Origin of the sequence: Bacillus sp. FSL R5-0593 (genome assembly GCF_038603755.1) — a bacterium.
In the GTDB taxonomy this organism is placed as follows: Bacteria; Bacillota; Bacilli; order Bacillales; family Bacillaceae; genus Bacillus; species Bacillus velezensis.
Window position 1 is genome coordinate 453,066 of record NZ_CP152011.1, and the last position, 18,476, is coordinate 471,541.

Genomic DNA, 18,476 nt, shown 5'->3' on the forward strand with positions numbered 1-18,476 from the left:
CCTTCCGGTTGGTTGTTGTTATGTCTTGCTGCAGGTGCATCCCTTCTGCCTGTCGTGTAAGATGATGTCCGCCGCCTCGTCAAAGGTGCAAATGATCCCGCCGAATCCTTTTTGAAACCGTTCTGCGTAATCAAGCGTTGAGAAGGGAATCGCCTGAGGCCGGCAGCAGTGAAGGTCAATATCGGCATGGACTAAATAGTATGCGGAAGCGGCCGTCAGCGTCGTCTGGAGAAGAAAATCTTTACAAATGACGTGGGACACTTCTTCCTTTTTATCCTCATACCGCAAAATCGCGCAATGAATGCAGCACATCTGCTCAACGGCTTGTGAAACGGTAATAAGCTGAACAGAATACGAATGCTGAATCGGCCGCAGGCAATAGCCGCATTGATTGGCGCTTCGTTCTGAAGCGGGAGGGAGCGTAATGCCGCCGGGTGTCCGGATAATCCGGTTTGCATCCGCCAGCTGATTGACGTCTCTGTACACGGTCATCTCGGAGACGCCGAATCTCTCGCTTATGTCAGAGATTTTCAGCGCGCCCTCTTCTTTCAGCCATTCAAGCAAGGTTTGCTGTCTGTGAATCGGAAGCAATTCTGCATCCTCCTTTTTATGCGAATGAGTGATGAACCTCCCTCTAAGAGTAGATGTTTTCACAAATGCACACAAGAGCCTGATGATAAAATATGTGAAAAAATGTTGAACAATCACAAATGTAAAAGACGTAGTCAGACTCTGTTATAATAGAAGAGTTGAATGGAGGAATAAACATGAAAGAAACGACCTGCCCGAACTGCGGCAAGCCGATTACAGGCGACATGGTCAGATCATCCATGATCCCGTGCCAGTTTCAGTGCGGGCATTGCCATGTGAAATTGCGTGAATATAAAGTATCAGCTCCGATTATGGCTGCGGCCATTGCGATCACGGTGCTTTTGATTTATCTTGTGCAGATGGCCAGAACCGCCGTCATGCCGATGTTTCCGGCAGCGCGGTATGTGCCGGCCGCCATTTTCGCGCTCGTATGTGCGTATCCGGTGTTTATTGTCAGTGAGCGGCTCATTGCCAAACTCGTCGTCACAAAAGGACACATTATATACAGAAAGCGGTAAGACACCTTTGATGAGGTGTCTTTTTTTGTTAAGGAGTTGTCACAGTCTCTGTGCCAAACTCCTCTTTACTTTTCATTGAATGGGAATTGTAAGCGTTTTATGATGAAGACACAGGGGAGAGAGAAACCCCGTGTCTTATTTATTTTCATCTGAAGGCAAGCAAACAGGGAGGGAATGAACATGCAGCAAGAACAGCAAGCTGGCATGAAAGTGAAGATACAGCGGTTCGGCAGTTATTTAAGCGGTATGATCATGCCGAATATCGGCGCTTTTATCGCATGGGGAATTATCACCGCGCTGTTTATTCCAGCGGGATGGTTTCCGAATCCGCAGCTGAATACATTGGTAACCCCGATGATTACGTATCTTCTGCCGCTTTTAATCGCATATACGGGCGGAAAAATGATTTACGATCACCGCGGGGGAGTCGTCGGAGCGACGGCGGCCATCGGAGTCATTGTCGGAGCGGACATTCCGATGTTCTTAGGGGCAATGATTATGGGGCCTTTGGGCGGTTATCTCATTAAACAATTAGACCGTGTATTTAAAGATAAAGTCAGACAGGGTTTTGAAATGCTGATCAACAACTTCACGGCGGGAATTATCGGAGCTGTGCTCACGATTATCGCGTTTTATGCGATCGGCCCGGTCGTCCTGTCTCTTAACAAATTGCTGGCGGCGGGTGTGGAAGTCATTGTCCACGCGAATTTGCTGCCGATTGCAAGCGTTTTCGTAGAACCGGCGAAAGTCCTGTTCCTGAATAACGCGATCAACCACGGCATTTTAAGTCCGATCGGAATCGAGCAGGCCGCCAAAGCGGGTAAATCCATTCTGTTCTTAGTGGAAGCGAACCCCGGGCCGGGACTCGGTATTTTACTGGCATATATGTTCTTTGGGAAAGGCTCTTCAAGATCGACGGCTCCGGGAGCGGCGATCATTCATTTCTTCGGGGGGATTCATGAAATCTATTTCCCTTACATTTTAATGAAACCGATGCTGATCCTCGCGGCGATCGCCGGGGGAGCGAGCGGACTGCTTACATTCTCGATCTTTAACGCGGGTCTTGTCGCCGCATCATCTCCGGGAAGCATCATCGCCATTTTAGCGCTGACGCCGAAAGGAAGCTATCTCGGCGTGCTGGCGGGCGTCATCGTTGCCGCGGCCGTATCGTTTATCGTTTCGGCGCTTATTCTGAAATCGTCTAAAGCGGGCGAAGAAGATTTGACAGCCGCGGCGGAAAAAATGCAGGAAATGAAAGGCAGGAAAAGTGAAGCGGCGGCCGCGTTGGCGGACAAAGAGGAAGAATCGGAAAACAGCGCCGCTGATATTTCCGCCGACCAAGTCAGCCGCATTATCTTCGCGTGTGACGCGGGTATGGGATCGAGCGCAATGGGCGCCTCCATTTTAAGAAACAAAGTGAAAAAAGCAGACCTGGATATTAATGTGACAAATACGTCGATCAATAATCTGCCGAATGACGCGGATATCGTCATTACGCATAAGGACCTGACTGACCGCGCGAAAGCGAAGCTGCCGCAGGCGGTGCACATTTCGGTTGATAATTTCTTGAACAGCCCGAAATACGATGAACTGATTGAAAAGCTTAAAAACTAATCAAACAGAAAGAGGGATCTTCATCATGGAAGTATTGGCTAAAGCGAACATCAAACTGAACCAGACGGTGAACTCAAAAGAGGATGCCATCCGCCTCGCGGGACAGACATTGATTGATAACGGCTACGTGAAGAACGGCTATGTGGAAAAAATGTTCGAACGTGAAGAAACATCATCGACGTTTATGGGGAATTTCATCGCGATCCCGCACGGCACGGAAGATGCGAAGGATGAGGTGCTTCATTCAGGCATTTCCGTCATCCAGATTCCGGACGGTGTTGAATACGGTGAAGGCAATACGGCAAAGGTCGTTTTCGGTATTGCCGGAAAAAACAATGAACACTTAGACATCCTGTCAAACATCGCCATCACCTGCTCTGAGGAAGAAAACATCGAACGGCTGATCAGTGCAAAGACGGAAGAAGAACTGGCCGCTATTTTCAGCGAGGTGAACTGACATGATTGCCCTTCATTTCGGAGCGGGAAACATCGGGCGGGGCTTTATCGGCGCCCTGCTCCATCATTCCGGCTATGACGTAGTTTTCGCTGATGTGAATGAAACGATGGTCAGCCTTCTCAATGAAAAGAAGGAATATACCGTGGAGCTTGCCGACGGCGGCCGGCAGACCGAAATCATCGGCCCCGTTTCAGCCATCAACAGCGCGGTGCAAGAACAAGAGCTGTACAGGCTGATCAATGAAGCGGCGATCATTACGACGGCGGTGGGCCCGAACGTTCTAAGACTCATCGCCCCGTCCATCGCGGAAGGGCTGAAGCGCAGAACGTCCTCTGAACCTCTCAATATCATTGCCTGTGAAAATATGATCGGCGGCAGCAGTTTTCTGAAAAAAGAAGTTTTCGGACATTTGACGGAAGCGGAACGGGAACTCGTGAACCGGACGGTCGGCTTCCCGGATTCTGCGGTGGATCGGATCGTGCCGATTCAGCACCATGAAGATCCGCTGAAAGTATCCGTAGAACCGTTTTTTGAATGGGTCATAGACAGAACCGGATTTGCCGGCGGCCAGCCGGTACTGGAAGGTGCGTTGTTTACGGATGACCTTACGCCGTTCATTGAACGGAAACTGTTTACCGTCAATACCGGTCATGCCGTTACGGCGTACGTCGGCTATCAGCGCGGATTAAAAACCGTCAAAGAGGCCATCGGCCATCCGGAAATCCGGCGTGTCGTGTACGATGCACTTTCAGAAACGGGCGAGTACTTGGTGAAAGCGTACGGCTTTAAGCAAGCCGAACACGAGCAGTACATGAAGAAAATCATCGGCCGCTTTGAAAATGAATACATCACGGATGATGTGACAAGAGTCGCCAGATCACCGCTCAGAAAACTCGGAGCGAATGATAGATTAGTAGGGCCGGCCAAAAAAATAAAAGAACCGAACGCGCTGGCAGAAGGCATCGCCGCCGCCATGCGCTTTGACTATCAGGATGATCCGGAAGCGGTTGAGCTGCAAAAGCTTATCGCGGAAAAAGGCACGAGCGGCGTTCTTCAAGACATTTGCGGTATTCAGCCGCATGAACCGCTGCACGGCATCGTGCTCAAAAAGCTCAATCAATAAAAATGAACCCGCGTCGGGGGACGCGGGTTTTTTCTTGCGTTATAATGAGAGAGAAGGGAGGCTGCGTGATGAGTCAGAAGCTATTGCCCCATCGTTTTCCGTTTCTTTTGATTGACGGCACGACGAACAGTGAAGCCGGAAAATGGGCGGCTGCTTACAAAAACATCAGTGAAAATGACTGGTTTATAACTGAATCCCAAAGAGAGATGCCATTTTCGCTCGTCGTTGAAGCAATGGCCCAAACGGCGGCTTGCGCGGGAATTACCGGCGGTGACGGCCTCGGTCTCTTATCCGCGGTGAAGAAAGCGGAAAGGTTAGGTGCCGCTTTGCCGGGAGACCGTCTGGATCTTTTTTTTGAGGTCACGCGAATCAGGCGCGGTTTTGTGTTCGGCAGGGCGAAAGCGTCCGTTGCCGGGAAGCCTGTGGCGGAAGCTGAGCTCAGCATATATATCCAGCCATCGTAAAAAAAGCCGCCTCCAGCGGCGGCTTTCGGACAAGCCTGTTATTTTGTATCATAATCTCTTTCACTTTGTGAATTGTCCCTTTGGTCATGTTTGTGTTTTTCGTCATTGGCGTTTTCCTTCAGCTCTTCCAGCGGAATCGGATCGGTTAAATCATGATGTTCAGGATTTTCATTCGGTTTGTTCTTTTGTTTTCTTTCTTTCATCCTCCATCACCTCAATATTTCTTTTCCTCAACGTTCTCCCCGCCAAACGCAGGAAGCGGTTTTTTGTTCCTGTGGGTCATATGTATTAAAATAGAGACGACTACATTATAAAAAGTGAGGTACATATATGCCGATACAAAGAGAAAACGCAGATATTAAACTGATCGCGATTGATATGGACGGAACCCTGCTCAATGACGAGCAGCTCATCCCGGAGGAAAACCGGCGGGCGATCAAGGAAGCGGAGGCGAAAGGAATTCACGTCGTCATCAGCACAGGACGCACGCTGATGACCTGCCGCGAACTGGCTGAGTCTCTCGAGCTGTCATCCTTTTTAATCACGGCAAACGGCAGCGAAATCTGGGATTCTGACTTTGAGCTGGTTGAGCGCAAGCTTCTTCATACCGATCATATTCAAAAATTATGGGATCTGAGGAATAAGCACAACACGAATTTCTGGGCCTCTACCGTCGATAGAGTGTGGAGAGGGGAATTCCCGGAAACGATTACGGATCATCAGTGGCTCAAGTTCGGATTCGAAATCGAGGATGACGAAGTGCGGAATGAGGTGCTGAAAGAGCTCAAGGAATACAAGGAGCTCGAGATCACAAACTCCAGTCCGATCAACATCGAAGTCAATGCCCTCGGTATCAACAAAGCGGCTGCGCTGGCGAAGGTATCGGAAAAACTCGGCTTCACGATGGAAAATGTGATGGCCATGGGTGACAGTCTGAATGACATTGCCATGATTGAAAAAGCGGGTGTCGGCGTCGCCATGGGGAATGCGCAGGACATTGTGAAAGAAACAGCTGACTGGGTGACTGATGTCAACACGGAAAACGGGGTCGCCAAAGCGATCCGCCACTGGGTGTTATAATAGAAAAAAGAGAGAGTCTCAGTATGAGGCTCTCTTTTTTTTGTTTTGTCAGATTTATGACTAGGTCCATGGTAGGTTTTCTGACAAAAGGATGTTCAAACCTGTCAGAATTAAATATAATGAAGAGAAATCCAACAATTCGGAATAGTCATTCCGAATAGCGGAATGATAATCATATAAAACGTTTACAATACAGGAGGGATCTTATGTTTCAGATTGACATCAATTGTGATTTAGGAGAGAGTTTCGGTGCTTATAAAATCGGGCTGGATGAAGAGATTTTGGATTATGTGACATCTGCAAACATCGCCTGCGGCTTTCATGCGGGTGATCCCAGCGTGATGCGCAAAACGGTTGCGCTTGCGGCGGAAAAAGGCGTGAAAATCGGCGCTCATCCCGGGCTGTTCGATCTGCAGGGATTCGGGCGGCGGCAGATCGCGATTACACCCGAGGAAGCGTATGATCTGACGCTGTACCAAATCGGCGCGCTGTCAGGGTTTTTAAAAGCAGAAGGTGTCGAGATGCAGCATGTGAAGCCGCACGGCGCTTTATATAATATGGCCGCCGTCAATCCCGGCCTGTCAGAAGCCATCGCTCAGGCGGTCTGTCATTTTGATCCCGGGCTTATTCTTTTCGGGCTTTCCGGAAGCGAACTGATTAAAGCGGGAGATCGAATCGGACTGAGGACGGCAAGCGAAGTGTTTGCGGACCGCACCTATCAGGAAGACGGCACGCTGACGCCGCGTTCAGAGCCGGATGCGCTGATTCAGGATGACAAAAAAGCGGTCGGTCAAGTGATTCAAATGGTGAAAGACAGCACGGTGACATCACGTAAGGGACAAGCTGTAAGCCTGAAAGCGGACACGGTCTGCATTCACGGAGACGGAGCCCACGCCCTCACATTCGCAAAAACAATCAAAAAAGAATTAAAAGCGGCAGACATTCAAATCAGCGCGCTTTCAAAAGACTGAGCAGCAGAGGGAGGAAGACAGCATGGAGCAAAAGAAAAAAACAGCCGGAAAGGCTTCCGGCAAATGGTCGCTTCTTTTAGGCGCGACATTTTTGATGGCGACATCATCAATCGGGCCCGGCTTTCTGACGCAAACGGCCACGTTTACCAATACATTGGCGGCAAGCTTCGGCTTTATCATTTTAATTTCTATTATTTTGGACATTTTCGCGCAAACCAATGTATGGCGGATTATCGCGGTTTCCGGAAAGCGCGGCCAAGAGATTGCCAATATGGTGCTTCCGGGCGCCGGTTATGCCATTGCTTTTCTGGTCGTGCTCGGCGGACTTGCGTTTAATATCGGAAACATCGGCGGCGCGGGTCTCGGTCTTCAAGTATTATTCGGAATCAAACCGGAGATCGGCGCTTTAATCAGCGCAGCGGTCGCGGTGCTGATTTTTGTCATAAAGGAAGCCGGAAAAGTCATGGACCGTTTTATGCAGATCGCCGGAATCGTCATGATCGTATTGACAGTGTATGTTGCCGTAACGACGGCTCCGCCGGTCGGACACGCCGTTGTGAAAACTTTTATGCCTGATCATATCAGTGTGCTGGCGATCGTGACGCTTGTCGGCGGCACGGTCGGCGGATACATTACATTTGCCGGCGGCCACCGTTTGCTTGATTCAGGCATCCAAGGGAAGGAAGTCCTCCCTCAGGTTACGAAAAGCTCCATCACAGGCGTTCTGATTACATCGATTATGCGGATTGCCCTGTTTCTCGCCGTGCTCGGCGTCGTCTCAAAGGGCCTGAGCATTGATCCTGAAAATCCGGCGGCTTCTGTATTCCGGCTTGCGGCGGGAAATGTAGGCTATAAAATTTTCGGCGTCATCATGTGGTCTGCCGCTATCACGTCTGTCATCGGCGCCGCCTATACATCGGTGTCATTTTTCAAATCATTTTCAACAAAAATCGAAAAGCACTCACATGGCGTCATTATCGGTTTTATCATCGTATCCACTCTTATTTTTGTTACGATCGGCCAGCCTGCCAAAATTCTGGTCGCTGTCGGTTCGCTTAACGGCTTAATTCTGCCGCTTGCATTAGCGATGATACTGTTGGGCGCTTATAAGAAAAAAATCGTCGGCGATTACAAGCATCCGATCTGGCTCACGATTGCAGGGGCGATCGTAGTGGTTGTCATGGCGGTTATGGGCATCTATACATTATTCACGCAGATGCCGCAGCTATGGAGCTGATGATATGAAAAACCATATGAGTGACATGAGCCCCGAAGAAGTCAGACAGCTGATCAGGAAGGGGCAGATGACCGGGCCGACGGCGGGGATGGCCGCTTCTTACGCACAAGCCAATCTCGTCGTTTTGCAAAAGGATCTTGCCTTTGATTTTCTCTTATTCTGCCAGCGCAATCAAAAGCCTTGTCCGGTGCTTGATGTGACGGATGTGGGTTCACCCGTTCCGGCAATAGCCGCGCCGGGAGCTGATATCCGGACGGACTTTCCGAAATACAGGATTTATCGGCATGGCGTGCTTACTGAAGAGGTAACGGATATTACGCCGTATTGGAAGGATGATGATGTCGGGTTTTTAATCGGCTGCAGTTTTTCATTCGAGCAAGCCCTTATTAATCAGCACATTCCAATCAGGCACATCGATGAGGGTGTGAATGTCCCCATGTATAAAACAGACATTGACTGTGTTCCCGCCGGCCCGTTTTCTGGAAAGATGGTCGTCAGCATGAGACCGATTCCGGAAAGGCTTGCAGTCCGCGCGGCGCAGGTCACGTCACGTTTTCCCGCCGTGCACGGCGCCCCCGTCCGCATCGGAAATCCGCAAAGCATCGGTATCAGCGATTTGCATCAGCCGGATTTCGGAGATGCCGTAACGGTGCGGGAAGGCGAAGTTCCCGTATTCTGGGCTTGCGGCGTTACGCCCCAGGCGGTGATCATGGAAGCAAAGCCTGACATCGTAATAACACATTCACCGGGGCACATGCTGATCACCGATATACGAAATGAATCGCTTGCTGTCCTGTAAGTGAGAAAGAATACAACGAGGTGATGACAATGATGCAGTATAGCGGAAATACAGCGCTTGATATACAGCCGTACGGTGATTCCGCCGTTATCATCCGCTTTGGCGGGCACATCAGCGAAGAGGTCAACAGCCGGGTGCATGCGGCGGCAGCCTGTATGGAAGAACGGCCGTTTCCGGGCTTCGTTGAATGTATTCCGGCATTCACAAGCTTAACGATCTTTTATGATGTGTATGCCGTCTCAAACATAAAAAAAGGCGTCTCTCCTTTTGCCCTGGTCAAGAAAGAAGTGACAGAACGTCTCAGCCATATAATGACCGGCCGCAAAGAAGAGCGCCGGGTGATGGAAATCCCCGTTTGCTACGGCGGTGATTTCGGTCCCGATTTAGAAGAGGTCGCTGAGATGAACGATCTGACCCCGGAAGACGTCATCCGCATTCATACTGAAGGCGAATATCTCGTTTATATGCTCGGATTTGCGCCGGGATTTCCGTTTTTAGGAGGAATGTCTGAGCGGATCAGAGCGCCGAGAAAGGCGTCGCCAAGGCCGTCCATCCCGGCCGGTTCAGTAGGAATCGCGGGAATGCAGACCGGTGTGTATCCGATATCCACTCCCGGCGGCTGGCAGCTGATCGGCAGCACCCCGCTCCGGCTTTTCAGGCCGGAAGAACATCCGCCGAGTCTATTGAGAGCGGGCGATACGGTGAAATTCGTCCGGATCACGGCAGAGGAGTACAGCCGCATCAAGGAGGGAGCCGAATGAGTATGAAAGTGGTAAAGCCCGGTCTCTTGACGACGGTTCAGGACAAGGGGCGGACGGGATATCAGAAATACGGTGTGCTGGGAAGCGGCGCAATGGATACGATCTCACTGCGCATCGCCAATCTTCTTGCCGGAAATCAAGAAAAAGAGGCGGGACTGGAAATTACGCTCATGGGGCCCGGGCCTTCCTTTGAATTTTCAGAACCTGCGGTTATTGCCGTCACGGGAGCTGATTTCGCCTTTCATATTAATGGGGAGCCCGCTCCTCTGTGGAAACCGGTTTTGATAAAGGAAAACAGCGTCGTCTCATTCGGGCCGTGCAAGATGGGGAGCCGCGCTTATCTCGCCGTCGCGGGGGGATTTGACGTGCCCGCCGTCATGGAAAGCAAAAGCACATATGTCAGAGCGGGGATCGGCGGTTTTTGCGGAAGAGCGCTGCAAAAAGATGATGAGCTGCCGCTCGGCCGTATGACGCCATGTTCGGAATCAATCGCGTACCGTCTGAGCGATTCTTTCGGACAGCATGGTTTCTCAGCGCCTGATTGGTCTGTCAGCAGCAGAGGATTTCTGCCGCTGAAAAAAAATCCGGTCATACGAGTGCTTGAAGGCGCTCAATTTCATGCTTTTACAGAAGAAGCAAAATTACGTTTTTACCAAGAGTCATATACGGTCACGCCTCAATCCGACCGAATGGGCTACCGGCTGAAGGGCGCTCCGCTTGAATTGCGGGAGCCGCTGGAGATGGTATCTGAGGCCGTGACGTTCGGAACGGTGCAGGTGCCGCCGGACGGCAATCCGATTATTCTGCTGGCTGACAGACAGACGACGGGGGGCTATCCGCGGATGGCGCATATCATATCCGCCGATCTTCCTCTCGTCGCCCAAACGATGCCGGGGGAACATATCACGTTCCGGGCCGTTTCGCTGGAGGAAGCGGAAATGCTGCTTTTAGAGAAGGAACAGCAGCTGAAGGAGCTGAAAGCAAGGCTCAAAATGGAATGGCTGATCTGACAAAGGGGCTAAAGACCATGGAAAACAAAAACAAAACCGTCATCAAATCAATGGAACTGCTTCATTTATTTCTGACTGAACCGAGCCTGAGCTTAAATGAGCTGGTTTCTCTATCGGAAATGCCGAAGACCTCGGTTCACCGGATGGCAAGCTCACTGGAGGAAACGGGATTTCTCACCCGGGCAGCGGACGGCCGTTATCAGCTTGGTCTGATCTTTTTACAATTCGGCCAGCTCGTCTCTGAACGTCTGGACATCAGGAAAATAGCCAAACCGATTATGGAAGAGCTGTGCGGCGAAGTGGATGAGGCCGTTCAGCTGATCATGAGGGACGGAGATGAAGCCATTTACGTCGAAAAAATTGAAGGCACTCAAACCGTCCGCCTGTATACGGCAATCGGCCGCCGGTCGCCGCTGTACGCGGGAGCGTGCGCCAGAAGCATTCTATCGTTTCTGCCAAAAGAGGAGATTGACACATACATTCAGAAGACAAAGCTTGCCGCAATCGCCTCAGGCACGATGACGGATCGGGCTGAACTGCTTCACTCCATTGAAAGATCCTTACAATCAGGTTATACGATCAGCTATTCGGAATTAGAAGATTACACGGCGGCGATCGGGGCGCCGATTTTCAACCACGAAGGTAAGGTGGCTGCCGGAATCAGCATCGCCGGCTTCGAAGCCCGGTTTTCAGAGGACAGGCTGCCGTATTTAACCGAAAAGGTCAAAACTGCTGCACAGCATATTTCTGAGAAATTGGGTTATTGACCGAGCCAATTTTTCTTCACTCGCGTACATTACAATATCGATAGTAACGAGTGGAGGAAAGTAAATGGGACTTGTTTATACGGCGCTGGGGGATTCTTTGACGACGGGGAGGGGATCCGGGCCGTTTTCCGCCGGTTTTGTCCAGCGGTTCGGGCGTATGATGGCAGAAGATTTACAGACAAGAACCGACGTATCCATCTTTGCCAAATCAGGCCTTGAGACGGGAGAAATTCTCGGGCTTATGTCCTTGCCGTACATTCAGAGGCGGATTCAGGCTGCTGATATGATTACGATTACAGGCTGCGGCAACGATTTGATCGATTCGGTTCAGGCATATCAGCAAACATCGGACGCTTCGGTGTTCACCGGCGTGTCCGGTCACTGCCATGAGAACTTTGAAAAGATGATTGCCAAGATCGCCGCCTTAAAAGGGCCGCACCCGTCTCCTTATGAGATCCGCGTCTTCAATTTATACAATCCTTTCCCGGGAATCTCCATTGCAGAAAAATGGATATCCTCTTATAATGCGCACCTCAGCACACTCGCATCGGCGCCGTACGTCAAAATCGCCGACGTCCACAGCGCTTTCAAAGGAAAAATGAATGAATATCTCTCTCATGACCGCGTACACCCCAACAGCAAGGGATATGAAGTCATGGCATGCGTCCTGCGGGGGCTCGGATACGGAAGCCTCGCCCGCTCATAACCGCGCGCTCCTTTTCATCGGGAGCGCGCTTTTCGTGCTCCTTAAAACAAACTTAAAATTGTCCGACTTTCGTTCTATCCGCGCAAAAAATACGCTAGAATAATGGGGGATAAAGACAGAAATAGAATTGTGTTCAAAAAATGATAACAGAAAGGATGGATTGCTTTGCTGCGCGCCTTAAAACTGTCACTCGCGATGCTGATTATTATACTTGCGGCCGCCGCATTTACGTATGCGGAACATACCTCTGTCATACAGCCGGTTATGCTCGTGTTTCTCGGTGCGGTCATGTTCATTCAGGGGCTGGAGGAAAAACGGAAAGAAAACGACGGCTCCGGGAAATTCAATATCTATACCGCCGTTTTTGTATGGTCGATCTCCTTAATCGGTTTTACGCTTCACGCGATCTGAGTCTGATAGATCCTGAAAATGCTCCACAACGGGAAATGGTGAATAAAAACGGTGCAGTAAGGCTTTCCATTCCTGATATTCCGGCGATCCGCGAAAGCCTTTTGTATGATCTTCTAATGTCTCCCATTCCACAAGCAGCAAATATTTATGCGTCTTTTCCATACATTTGGACAAGGAATGGGACAGATAACCTTTCATGCCCTTGATAATCGGCTCCGCCCGGCGGAATGCCTCTTCGAATTCCCCCTCAAGACCTTCTTTTACATACAGCATGGCTGCTTCTCTGATCATCTGAAATTCCCCCTTTTTTTAATAGATACATTGTATAAGAATATGGCCCGTGACGGCAGGAAAAACAAAAAAATTTTAAACAATATGAGAAAAAAATCCTTGCCAGCCTGATTTGGTTTAGGAGAAAATAACAGTTGGAAGGCAGGGGAATAGACAGTGAAAAAAGGGTTATACCTATTACTTTTACTCGCAGGAATCATAGGTTTGATCGGCTGCTCGAAAACGGAATCGGCCGAAGACAGAATGAAAGATTTCGTAAAAGACTGGAACGGCGGTCACTACGATAAGATGTACCAAAGCCTCACCCAGGATGAAAAGAAAAAACGATCCAAAAAGGATTTTGTAAAGCGATATGAAACCGTTTATGAACAAGCAGGGGTCAAAAATCTGAAAGTCACTGCCGAAAAACAGGACGAAGACGACAAGAAAAAAGATGACCTCCAGCACATCGATTATAAAGTCAGCATGGATACAAAAGCAGGGAAGGTCGCTTTTGAAAATACGGCCGTCCTGAAAAAAGAAAAAACAGACGATGGAGAATCATGGAACATCGACTGGAATCCTTCTTTTATTTTCAAACAGCTTTCCGATGACAAAACCGTGCAGATCGCAAATGAAGAACCGAAGCGCGGACAAATTTACGACAAAGACGGAAAAGGTCTCGCCGTGAATACCGAGGTGCCGGAAATCGGCATTATCCCTGGAAAACTCGGCAAGGATAAAGACAGCGTGATCAAAAAACTGTCTGAAAAACTGGACCTTTCTGAAGACGATATCAAAAGCAAACTGAACCAGGGCTGGGTAAAAGACGACTCCTATGTCCCGCTTCAAAAAATCAGACCGGATGATGAAAGCAAGGTCAAAAGCCTGCTCGCATTAGACGGCGTGACGAAAACGAAAGTCAGCTCCCGCTACTATCCGTACGGCGAAAAAGCAGCCCATCTGACCGGCTATATTAAAACCATCACAGCGGAGCAGCTGAAAAAAGCGAAAGACGGCCAATACAGCGATACTTCCAAAATCGGCATCGCCGGCCTTGAGAATGTATATGAAGACAAGCTGCGCGGCACGACCGGCTGGAAAATTTACGTCCCGCAAACAGGTGAGGTCATTGCTGAAAAGAAAGCCGAAAGCGGACAGGATATTCATGTAACGATTGACATGAAAACGCAGACGAAGCTGTATGATTCTATGAAAGATGACAGCGGAGCGGCAGTCGCCCTCGAACCGCAAACGGGAGAGACACTCGCGCTCGTCAGCGCACCGTCTTATGACCCGAACGGCTTTATTTTCGGCTGGGGCGGGAAAGAATGGAAAAAACTAAATGAAGATAAAAACAATCCGTTTTCAGCGAAATTCAACAAACTTTATGCGCCGGGATCAACGATTAAACCGATTGCCGCGGCAGTCGGCCTGACAAACGGCACATTGAAAGCGTCAGAAAAGAAAAAAATCACCGGAAAAGAGTGGCAGAAAGATTCAAGCTGGGGCGGTTACCATGTCACACGCGTATCAGAGCGCCTGAATGAAGTGGATCTCGAAAACGCGCTGATCACATCTGACAACATCTACTTTGCGCAAAATGCCATAGATGCCGGAGCGGACGCGTTTACAAAAGGATTAAAAACATTTGGGTTTGATGAAGAGATTCCGTACCAATTTCCGATTGAAAAGTCTTCAATCGCTAACGGCAAGCTTGATTCCGAGATCCTTCTCGGAGATACGGGCTACGGCCAGGGGCAGATGCTGATGTCTCCGCTGCACTTAGCGGCTGACTATACCGCATTTGTAACAGACGGAAATCTCGTCAAACCGACATTGATCAAAGACGGAGAAAAAACACCGCAAATCTGGCATAAGCAAGTGGTATCGAAAGCCAATGCCGAAGAAATCACAAAAGGGCTGAGAGGCGTCGTTGAAGATCCGCGCGGCTCTGCATATCAGCCGGCCGTAAGCGGCATTACCGTAGCCGGAAAAACCGGTACAGCCGAGCTGAAAACGTCTAAAGAAGATAAAGACGGCAAAGAAAACGGCTGGTTTGTCGGTTACGATTATAAAAAGAAAGACCTCTTGATCGCGATGATGATTCAAGACGTCAAAAAACGCGGCGGAAGCCATTACGTCGTTGAAAAAGCGAAAAAGCAGTTTCAGAATCATTAAATGACGATTTTCGCGGGCTGAAAGGAAAATCGGCCGCCGAAGCAGAATGAAACAGCATGGGCAATTCCTGAAAACAGAGATACAAGAGGCTCTAAGAAAAAGGGGGATTTCACATGCAGCGCATTCAATTGGCTGAAGACCTGGAATTTTCAAGAGTGATACACGGGCTTTGGCGTCTGAACGAATGGAATGTTTCAGACGGAGAGCTGCTGAATTTGATTGAATGGTGTATCAGCCAAGGCATCACCACCTTCGACCATGCCGATATATATGGCGGTTATACGTGTGAAAAGCTGTTCGGCGGCGCTTTGTCCCTTTCGCCTTCAATAAGGGAGCGAATCGAAATCGTCACAAAATGCGGGATTGTCATTGAATCACCGGAACGGCCCGGAAACAAGTCGCATCATTATAATACGTCGAAGTCTCACATTTTAGCGTCGGCGGAGCAGTCGCTCTTGAATCTGAATACGGATTATCTGGATGTGCTGCTCATTCACAGACCGGACCCGCTTATGGAACCAGAGGCGGTGGCTGAAGCGTTTCATGCGCTGAAAAGCTCGGGAAAGGTCAGATATTTCGGAGTATCGAACTTTAAAGCGCACCAGTACAGAATGCTCGAATCCTATTTGGATGATCCGCTCATCACAAACCAAATTGAAATCTCGGCGTACGAGCTGGAAAATATTCATGACGGCACGCTGGATTTCTGTCAGGAAAAACGCATTCCGCCGATGGCGTGGTCACCGCTTGCGGGCGGGAGCGTCTTTACCGGACAATCAGATAAGGACGTCCGTATCCGTGCCGCGCTTCGTTCCGTACAGGAAGAAATCGGTGCCGCTTCCATTGACGAAGTCATGTACGCATGGCTGTTCACCCACCCGGCAGACATCATGCCGATTGTCGGCAGCGGAAAAGAGAACCGCATTTCCGCCGCGGTGCGTGCATCCGCGTACAAACTCAGCCATGATCAGTGGTTCCGGATTTATACCGGTGTCCAAGGCTGCGATATTCCATAAACAGAACAAACGCCCGGAAGCTATCTTCCGGGCGTTTGTTTATGTGGTGTGCAATGTCTAAAAACAAGTAAGGTCACTTTGAAGTATAGCCGTGCGGATCAAGAGTAACAAGCGTCATGGCATATTATCTGACACATTTTTCTTTTTCAATACTGTCACACGGCCCAGTGCCAAATTGCCATTTGAAAATGGTTGAATAATCATTGAAAGCGTTTTATATTATAACTTACACCACTTTCCCCGGCAGCACTCCCCATATGCCATACTTCTCACAACTAGAAAATCTGGAGGCGCGTTTCATGTATATGACAGCGAGAGAACAAAAATTAATGAAACATCTATTACTGCAGAACCGGTACGATACAGTGCATGAACTGGCGGAAGCTTTACAAGTCAGCACAAGAACCGTTCACCGCGAGTTAAAAACAATCAAACCGATAATGGAATCATTCGGTCTGGCACTTGATAAACAGCCCGGCAAAGGACTGAAAGCGGTAGGAAACCCGGAGGACAAACAAAAACTCCTGTCAGACCTGTCTTATGAACAGCATGAATACAGCGCTGAGGAGCGGAAACTTTTAATTCTATGTTCACTATTAGAGTCTCAAGAGCCGATCAAGCTCTACAGTCTGGCGAACGAACTGCAAGTGACAAACGCGACGATCAGCTATGACCTGGATGAGCTGGAGACTTGGATTGCGCCCTTCGGCTTGACGCTGATCCGAAAAAGGGGCTTCGGCATTCAGCTGACGGGGCCGGAAAATGCGAAACGGAAAATCGTCGGCAATCTCATCGTCAACCGCCTTGATATTCAAAGCTTTTTGGAAGCGGTTGAATTGAATATTAAAGGAAAACCGGACGATGCTGAAAAAATGTTCGGCGTCGTAAATAAAGCGGAACTTTTGAAAATGGACCGGCTCTTAATTCAGCTCAAGGAAAAAATCGCGATCGCCTTATCTGACAGCTCATACATGGCGCTTGCGGTTCATTTAACCTTTGCGATGGACCGGATCAGGCTCGGAGAAACCATCACGATGGAGGCTTCGGAACTAAAAGCGCTGCAGCAGACGAAGGAGTACGGCTCTGCGCTGGAAATGGCAAAAGAGCTTGAAAAAGCGTTCGGTGTTTCAATTCCGGAAGCTGAGATCGGATATATCACCATTCATTTGCGGAGCGCCAACCGCAAATACAAAACGGAATTCAAACCGGAAGACATAGAGGTTGAAACGGCCTTGCAAACGAAGCAGCTGATCGGCTTCATTTCTGAAAAAATTAAAATTGATCTGACGGAAAACGGTTCTTTATACGACGGTTTAATCGCCCATCTGGAGCCTGCGATCAACCGGGTAAAAGAAAATATCGACATGTACAACCCGATGACCGAGCAAATTAAACGCGACTACTTCCTGCTGTACATGGCCGTAGAAGAAGGAATGGAAAAATTCTTTCCGGGGCTTCTTTTCTCTGATAATGAGATCGCTTTCATCGTTCTTCACTTCGGCTCTGCTTTGGAAATCAAACGGGAAGAAGCGAAGATCAAAGCGCTGATCGTCTGTTCAAGCGGCATCGGGTCGTCCAAAATGCTCGCATCCAGGCTGAAAAAAGAGCTTTCGGAAATCCGTTCCTTTGATATGTCTTCCCTCATCGAACTGAAGGATCGAGACATCACCGCGTATGACATGATCGTATCCACCGTTCCGATCCCGTATGAAAACATTGATTACGTCATGGTCAGTCCGCTTTTAAACGAAGAAGACGCTGATCAGGTCAAGCAGTACATCAAAAGAAAAATTCCGCTGATTCTTGACAAAAAAAGAAACGGTAAAAGAGAGGAGAAGCAGCCGGAGACGCCTGATATGCTGGAAGCGGCCGGCCGTATGGCGCATTACGCGGCGGTTATCCAAAGCGTGCTGCGGAACTTTTCGATCAAATCCATTGATTCAAACACGGCGTATGAGCTGTTTTTGAACCGTATGTTTGACATGCTGGAGCAAGAAGGATTGGTTCATAATGCCCAAAAAACCGCACAGCGCCTTGCTGAGCGTGAACGACAGGGCGGACTCGGCATTCCGGGAACGGCGATGGCGCTGTACCATCTCAAAAATGAAGAAATTGTCACGCCTTTTTTCAAAATTTATGATTTGACAGCTCCATGCAGTGTCAAAGGCATGGACGGAAATTCCCTGACCGTCGACCGCGGTTTGGTGATGATGGCGCCGGCTGATATGCCCGCTGAAGGATCGGAAATACTAAGTGCGGTCAGCTCGGCCATCATCGAGTCCGAAGACAGTATAAAAGCCTTCCAGACTGAGGATGAGGCCGATTTATACAAACGTTTAAACAAGCTGTTTTATCATTTCATTCAGGAGAAAGGACAGCGGTAAACAGGAAGCGCACACCTCATGTGGGGTGTGTTTTTTTGTGCATGTATGAGGGTAAGGGGAAGGGAAGAAACTAAAAACACGGGACTATTGTATCATTCACTGATGGAATAGTTCTA

20 protein-coding genes are annotated in these 18,476 nt (G+C 49.3%); 17 read left to right on the forward strand and 3 right to left on the reverse strand.

Translation table 11 applies throughout. The features are described from left to right. Positions 1 to 18 precede the first annotated feature (18 nt). Entirely contained in the window at positions 19 to 591 is a 573-nt protein-coding gene (locus tag NYE36_RS02125; protein ID WP_265451317.1) for a DeoR family transcriptional regulator, read from the reverse strand. 176 nt (positions 592 to 767) lie between these two features. Between NYE36_RS02125 and NYE36_RS02130 the strand changes: the two genes are divergently transcribed. The 5 genes from NYE36_RS02130 to NYE36_RS02150 all read left to right on the forward strand — a co-directional run bounded on the left by NYE36_RS02130 (position 768) and on the right by NYE36_RS02150 (position 4,767). After that, on the forward strand, positions 768 to 1,109 hold the full coding sequence (locus tag NYE36_RS02130; RefSeq protein ID WP_003156306.1) for a hypothetical protein: 342 nt from the start codon (positions 768 to 770) through the stop codon (positions 1,107 to 1,109). Positions 1,110 to 1,283: 174 nt separating this feature from the next. Further along, on the forward strand, positions 1,284 to 2,723 hold the full coding sequence (locus NYE36_RS02135; RefSeq protein WP_154019557.1) for a PTS mannitol transporter subunit IICB: 1,440 nt from the start codon (positions 1,284 to 1,286) through the stop codon (positions 2,721 to 2,723). A 25-nt stretch (positions 2,724 to 2,748) separates the two neighbouring features. Beyond that, entirely contained in the window at positions 2,749 to 3,180 is a 432-nt protein-coding gene (locus tag NYE36_RS02140) for a PTS sugar transporter subunit IIA (protein ID WP_265451318.1), read from the forward strand. Position 3,181: 1 nt separating this feature from the next. Next, positions 3,182 to 4,303, forward strand: a complete 1,122-nt coding sequence (locus NYE36_RS02145; protein ID WP_265451319.1) for a mannitol-1-phosphate 5-dehydrogenase — start codon at positions 3,182 to 3,184, stop codon at positions 4,301 to 4,303. 68 nt (positions 4,304 to 4,371) lie between these two features. Continuing rightward, complete coding sequence (locus NYE36_RS02150) at positions 4,372 to 4,767, forward strand: 3-hydroxyacyl-ACP dehydratase FabZ family protein (RefSeq protein ID WP_265451320.1); 396 nt, start codon at positions 4,372 to 4,374, stop codon at positions 4,765 to 4,767. A gap of 38 nt (positions 4,768 to 4,805) precedes the next feature. Here NYE36_RS02150 and NYE36_RS02155 read toward each other — a convergent pair whose 3' ends face one another. Beyond that, entirely contained in the window at positions 4,806 to 4,970 is a 165-nt protein-coding gene (locus NYE36_RS02155) for a hypothetical protein (protein WP_003156294.1), read from the reverse strand. Between the two features lie 127 nt (positions 4,971 to 5,097). On the opposite strand from NYE36_RS02155, the gene NYE36_RS02160 reads away from it, so the two are divergent. From NYE36_RS02160 to NYE36_RS02200, 9 genes are all read left to right on the forward strand, one after another. Beyond that, complete coding sequence (locus tag NYE36_RS02160; protein ID WP_265451321.1) at positions 5,098 to 5,847, forward strand: Cof-type HAD-IIB family hydrolase; 750 nt, start codon at positions 5,098 to 5,100, stop codon at positions 5,845 to 5,847. Between the two features lie 206 nt (positions 5,848 to 6,053). Beyond that, positions 6,054 to 6,818, forward strand: a complete 765-nt coding sequence (locus NYE36_RS02165) for a 5-oxoprolinase subunit PxpA (RefSeq protein ID WP_007410294.1) — start codon at positions 6,054 to 6,056, stop codon at positions 6,816 to 6,818. A gap of 22 nt (positions 6,819 to 6,840) precedes the next feature. Then, entirely contained in the window at positions 6,841 to 8,055 is a 1,215-nt protein-coding gene (locus tag NYE36_RS02170; RefSeq protein WP_015416827.1) for an NRAMP family divalent metal transporter, read from the forward strand. Between the two features lie 4 nt (positions 8,056 to 8,059). Next, positions 8,060 to 8,854 (forward strand): putative hydro-lyase, encoded by a 795-nt coding sequence (locus NYE36_RS02175; protein WP_265451322.1) that lies wholly within the window; start codon positions 8,060 to 8,062, stop codon positions 8,852 to 8,854. 29 nt (positions 8,855 to 8,883) lie between these two features. Next, entirely contained in the window at positions 8,884 to 9,615 is a 732-nt protein-coding gene (gene pxpB, locus NYE36_RS02180) for a 5-oxoprolinase subunit PxpB (protein ID WP_012116821.1), read from the forward strand. A gap of 2 nt (positions 9,616 to 9,617) precedes the next feature. Then, positions 9,618 to 10,625, forward strand: coding sequence for a biotin-dependent carboxyltransferase family protein (locus NYE36_RS02185; protein WP_154019558.1), 1,008 nt, complete (start codon positions 9,618 to 9,620; stop codon positions 10,623 to 10,625). 17 nt (positions 10,626 to 10,642) lie between these two features. Beyond that, positions 10,643 to 11,392, forward strand: a complete 750-nt coding sequence (locus NYE36_RS02190; RefSeq protein WP_076425692.1) for an IclR family transcriptional regulator — start codon at positions 10,643 to 10,645, stop codon at positions 11,390 to 11,392. Positions 11,393 to 11,456: 64 nt separating this feature from the next. Beyond that, a complete protein-coding gene (locus NYE36_RS02195) occupies positions 11,457 to 12,098 on the forward strand; it encodes a GDSL-type esterase/lipase family protein (RefSeq protein WP_144664509.1) in 642 nt (213 codons plus the stop codon). Positions 12,099 to 12,263: 165 nt separating this feature from the next. Then, entirely contained in the window at positions 12,264 to 12,509 is a 246-nt protein-coding gene (locus tag NYE36_RS02200; protein WP_003156283.1) for a YczI family protein, read from the forward strand. On the opposite strand, the gene NYE36_RS02205 is transcribed toward NYE36_RS02200, so the two are convergent. Next, complete coding sequence (locus NYE36_RS02205; RefSeq protein WP_144664510.1) at positions 12,480 to 12,800, reverse strand: antibiotic biosynthesis monooxygenase; 321 nt, start codon at positions 12,798 to 12,800, stop codon at positions 12,480 to 12,482. The two genes, NYE36_RS02200 and NYE36_RS02205, sit on opposite strands and share 30 nt — an antisense overlap. 156 nt (positions 12,801 to 12,956) lie before the next feature. On the opposite strand from NYE36_RS02205, the gene NYE36_RS02210 reads away from it, so the two are divergent. The 3 genes from NYE36_RS02210 to NYE36_RS02220 all read left to right on the forward strand — a co-directional run bounded on the left by NYE36_RS02210 (position 12,957) and on the right by NYE36_RS02220 (position 18,360). Further along, positions 12,957 to 14,960, forward strand: a complete 2,004-nt coding sequence (locus NYE36_RS02210) for a penicillin-binding transpeptidase domain-containing protein (RefSeq protein ID WP_025284246.1) — start codon at positions 12,957 to 12,959, stop codon at positions 14,958 to 14,960. A gap of 113 nt (positions 14,961 to 15,073) precedes the next feature. Then, positions 15,074 to 15,976 (forward strand): aldo/keto reductase family oxidoreductase, encoded by a 903-nt coding sequence (locus tag NYE36_RS02215; protein WP_007410303.1) that lies wholly within the window; start codon positions 15,074 to 15,076, stop codon positions 15,974 to 15,976. A 299-nt stretch (positions 15,977 to 16,275) separates the two neighbouring features. Then, entirely contained in the window at positions 16,276 to 18,360 is a 2,085-nt protein-coding gene (locus tag NYE36_RS02220; RefSeq protein WP_265451323.1) for a transcription antiterminator, read from the forward strand. Positions 18,361 to 18,476 lie beyond the last annotated feature (116 nt).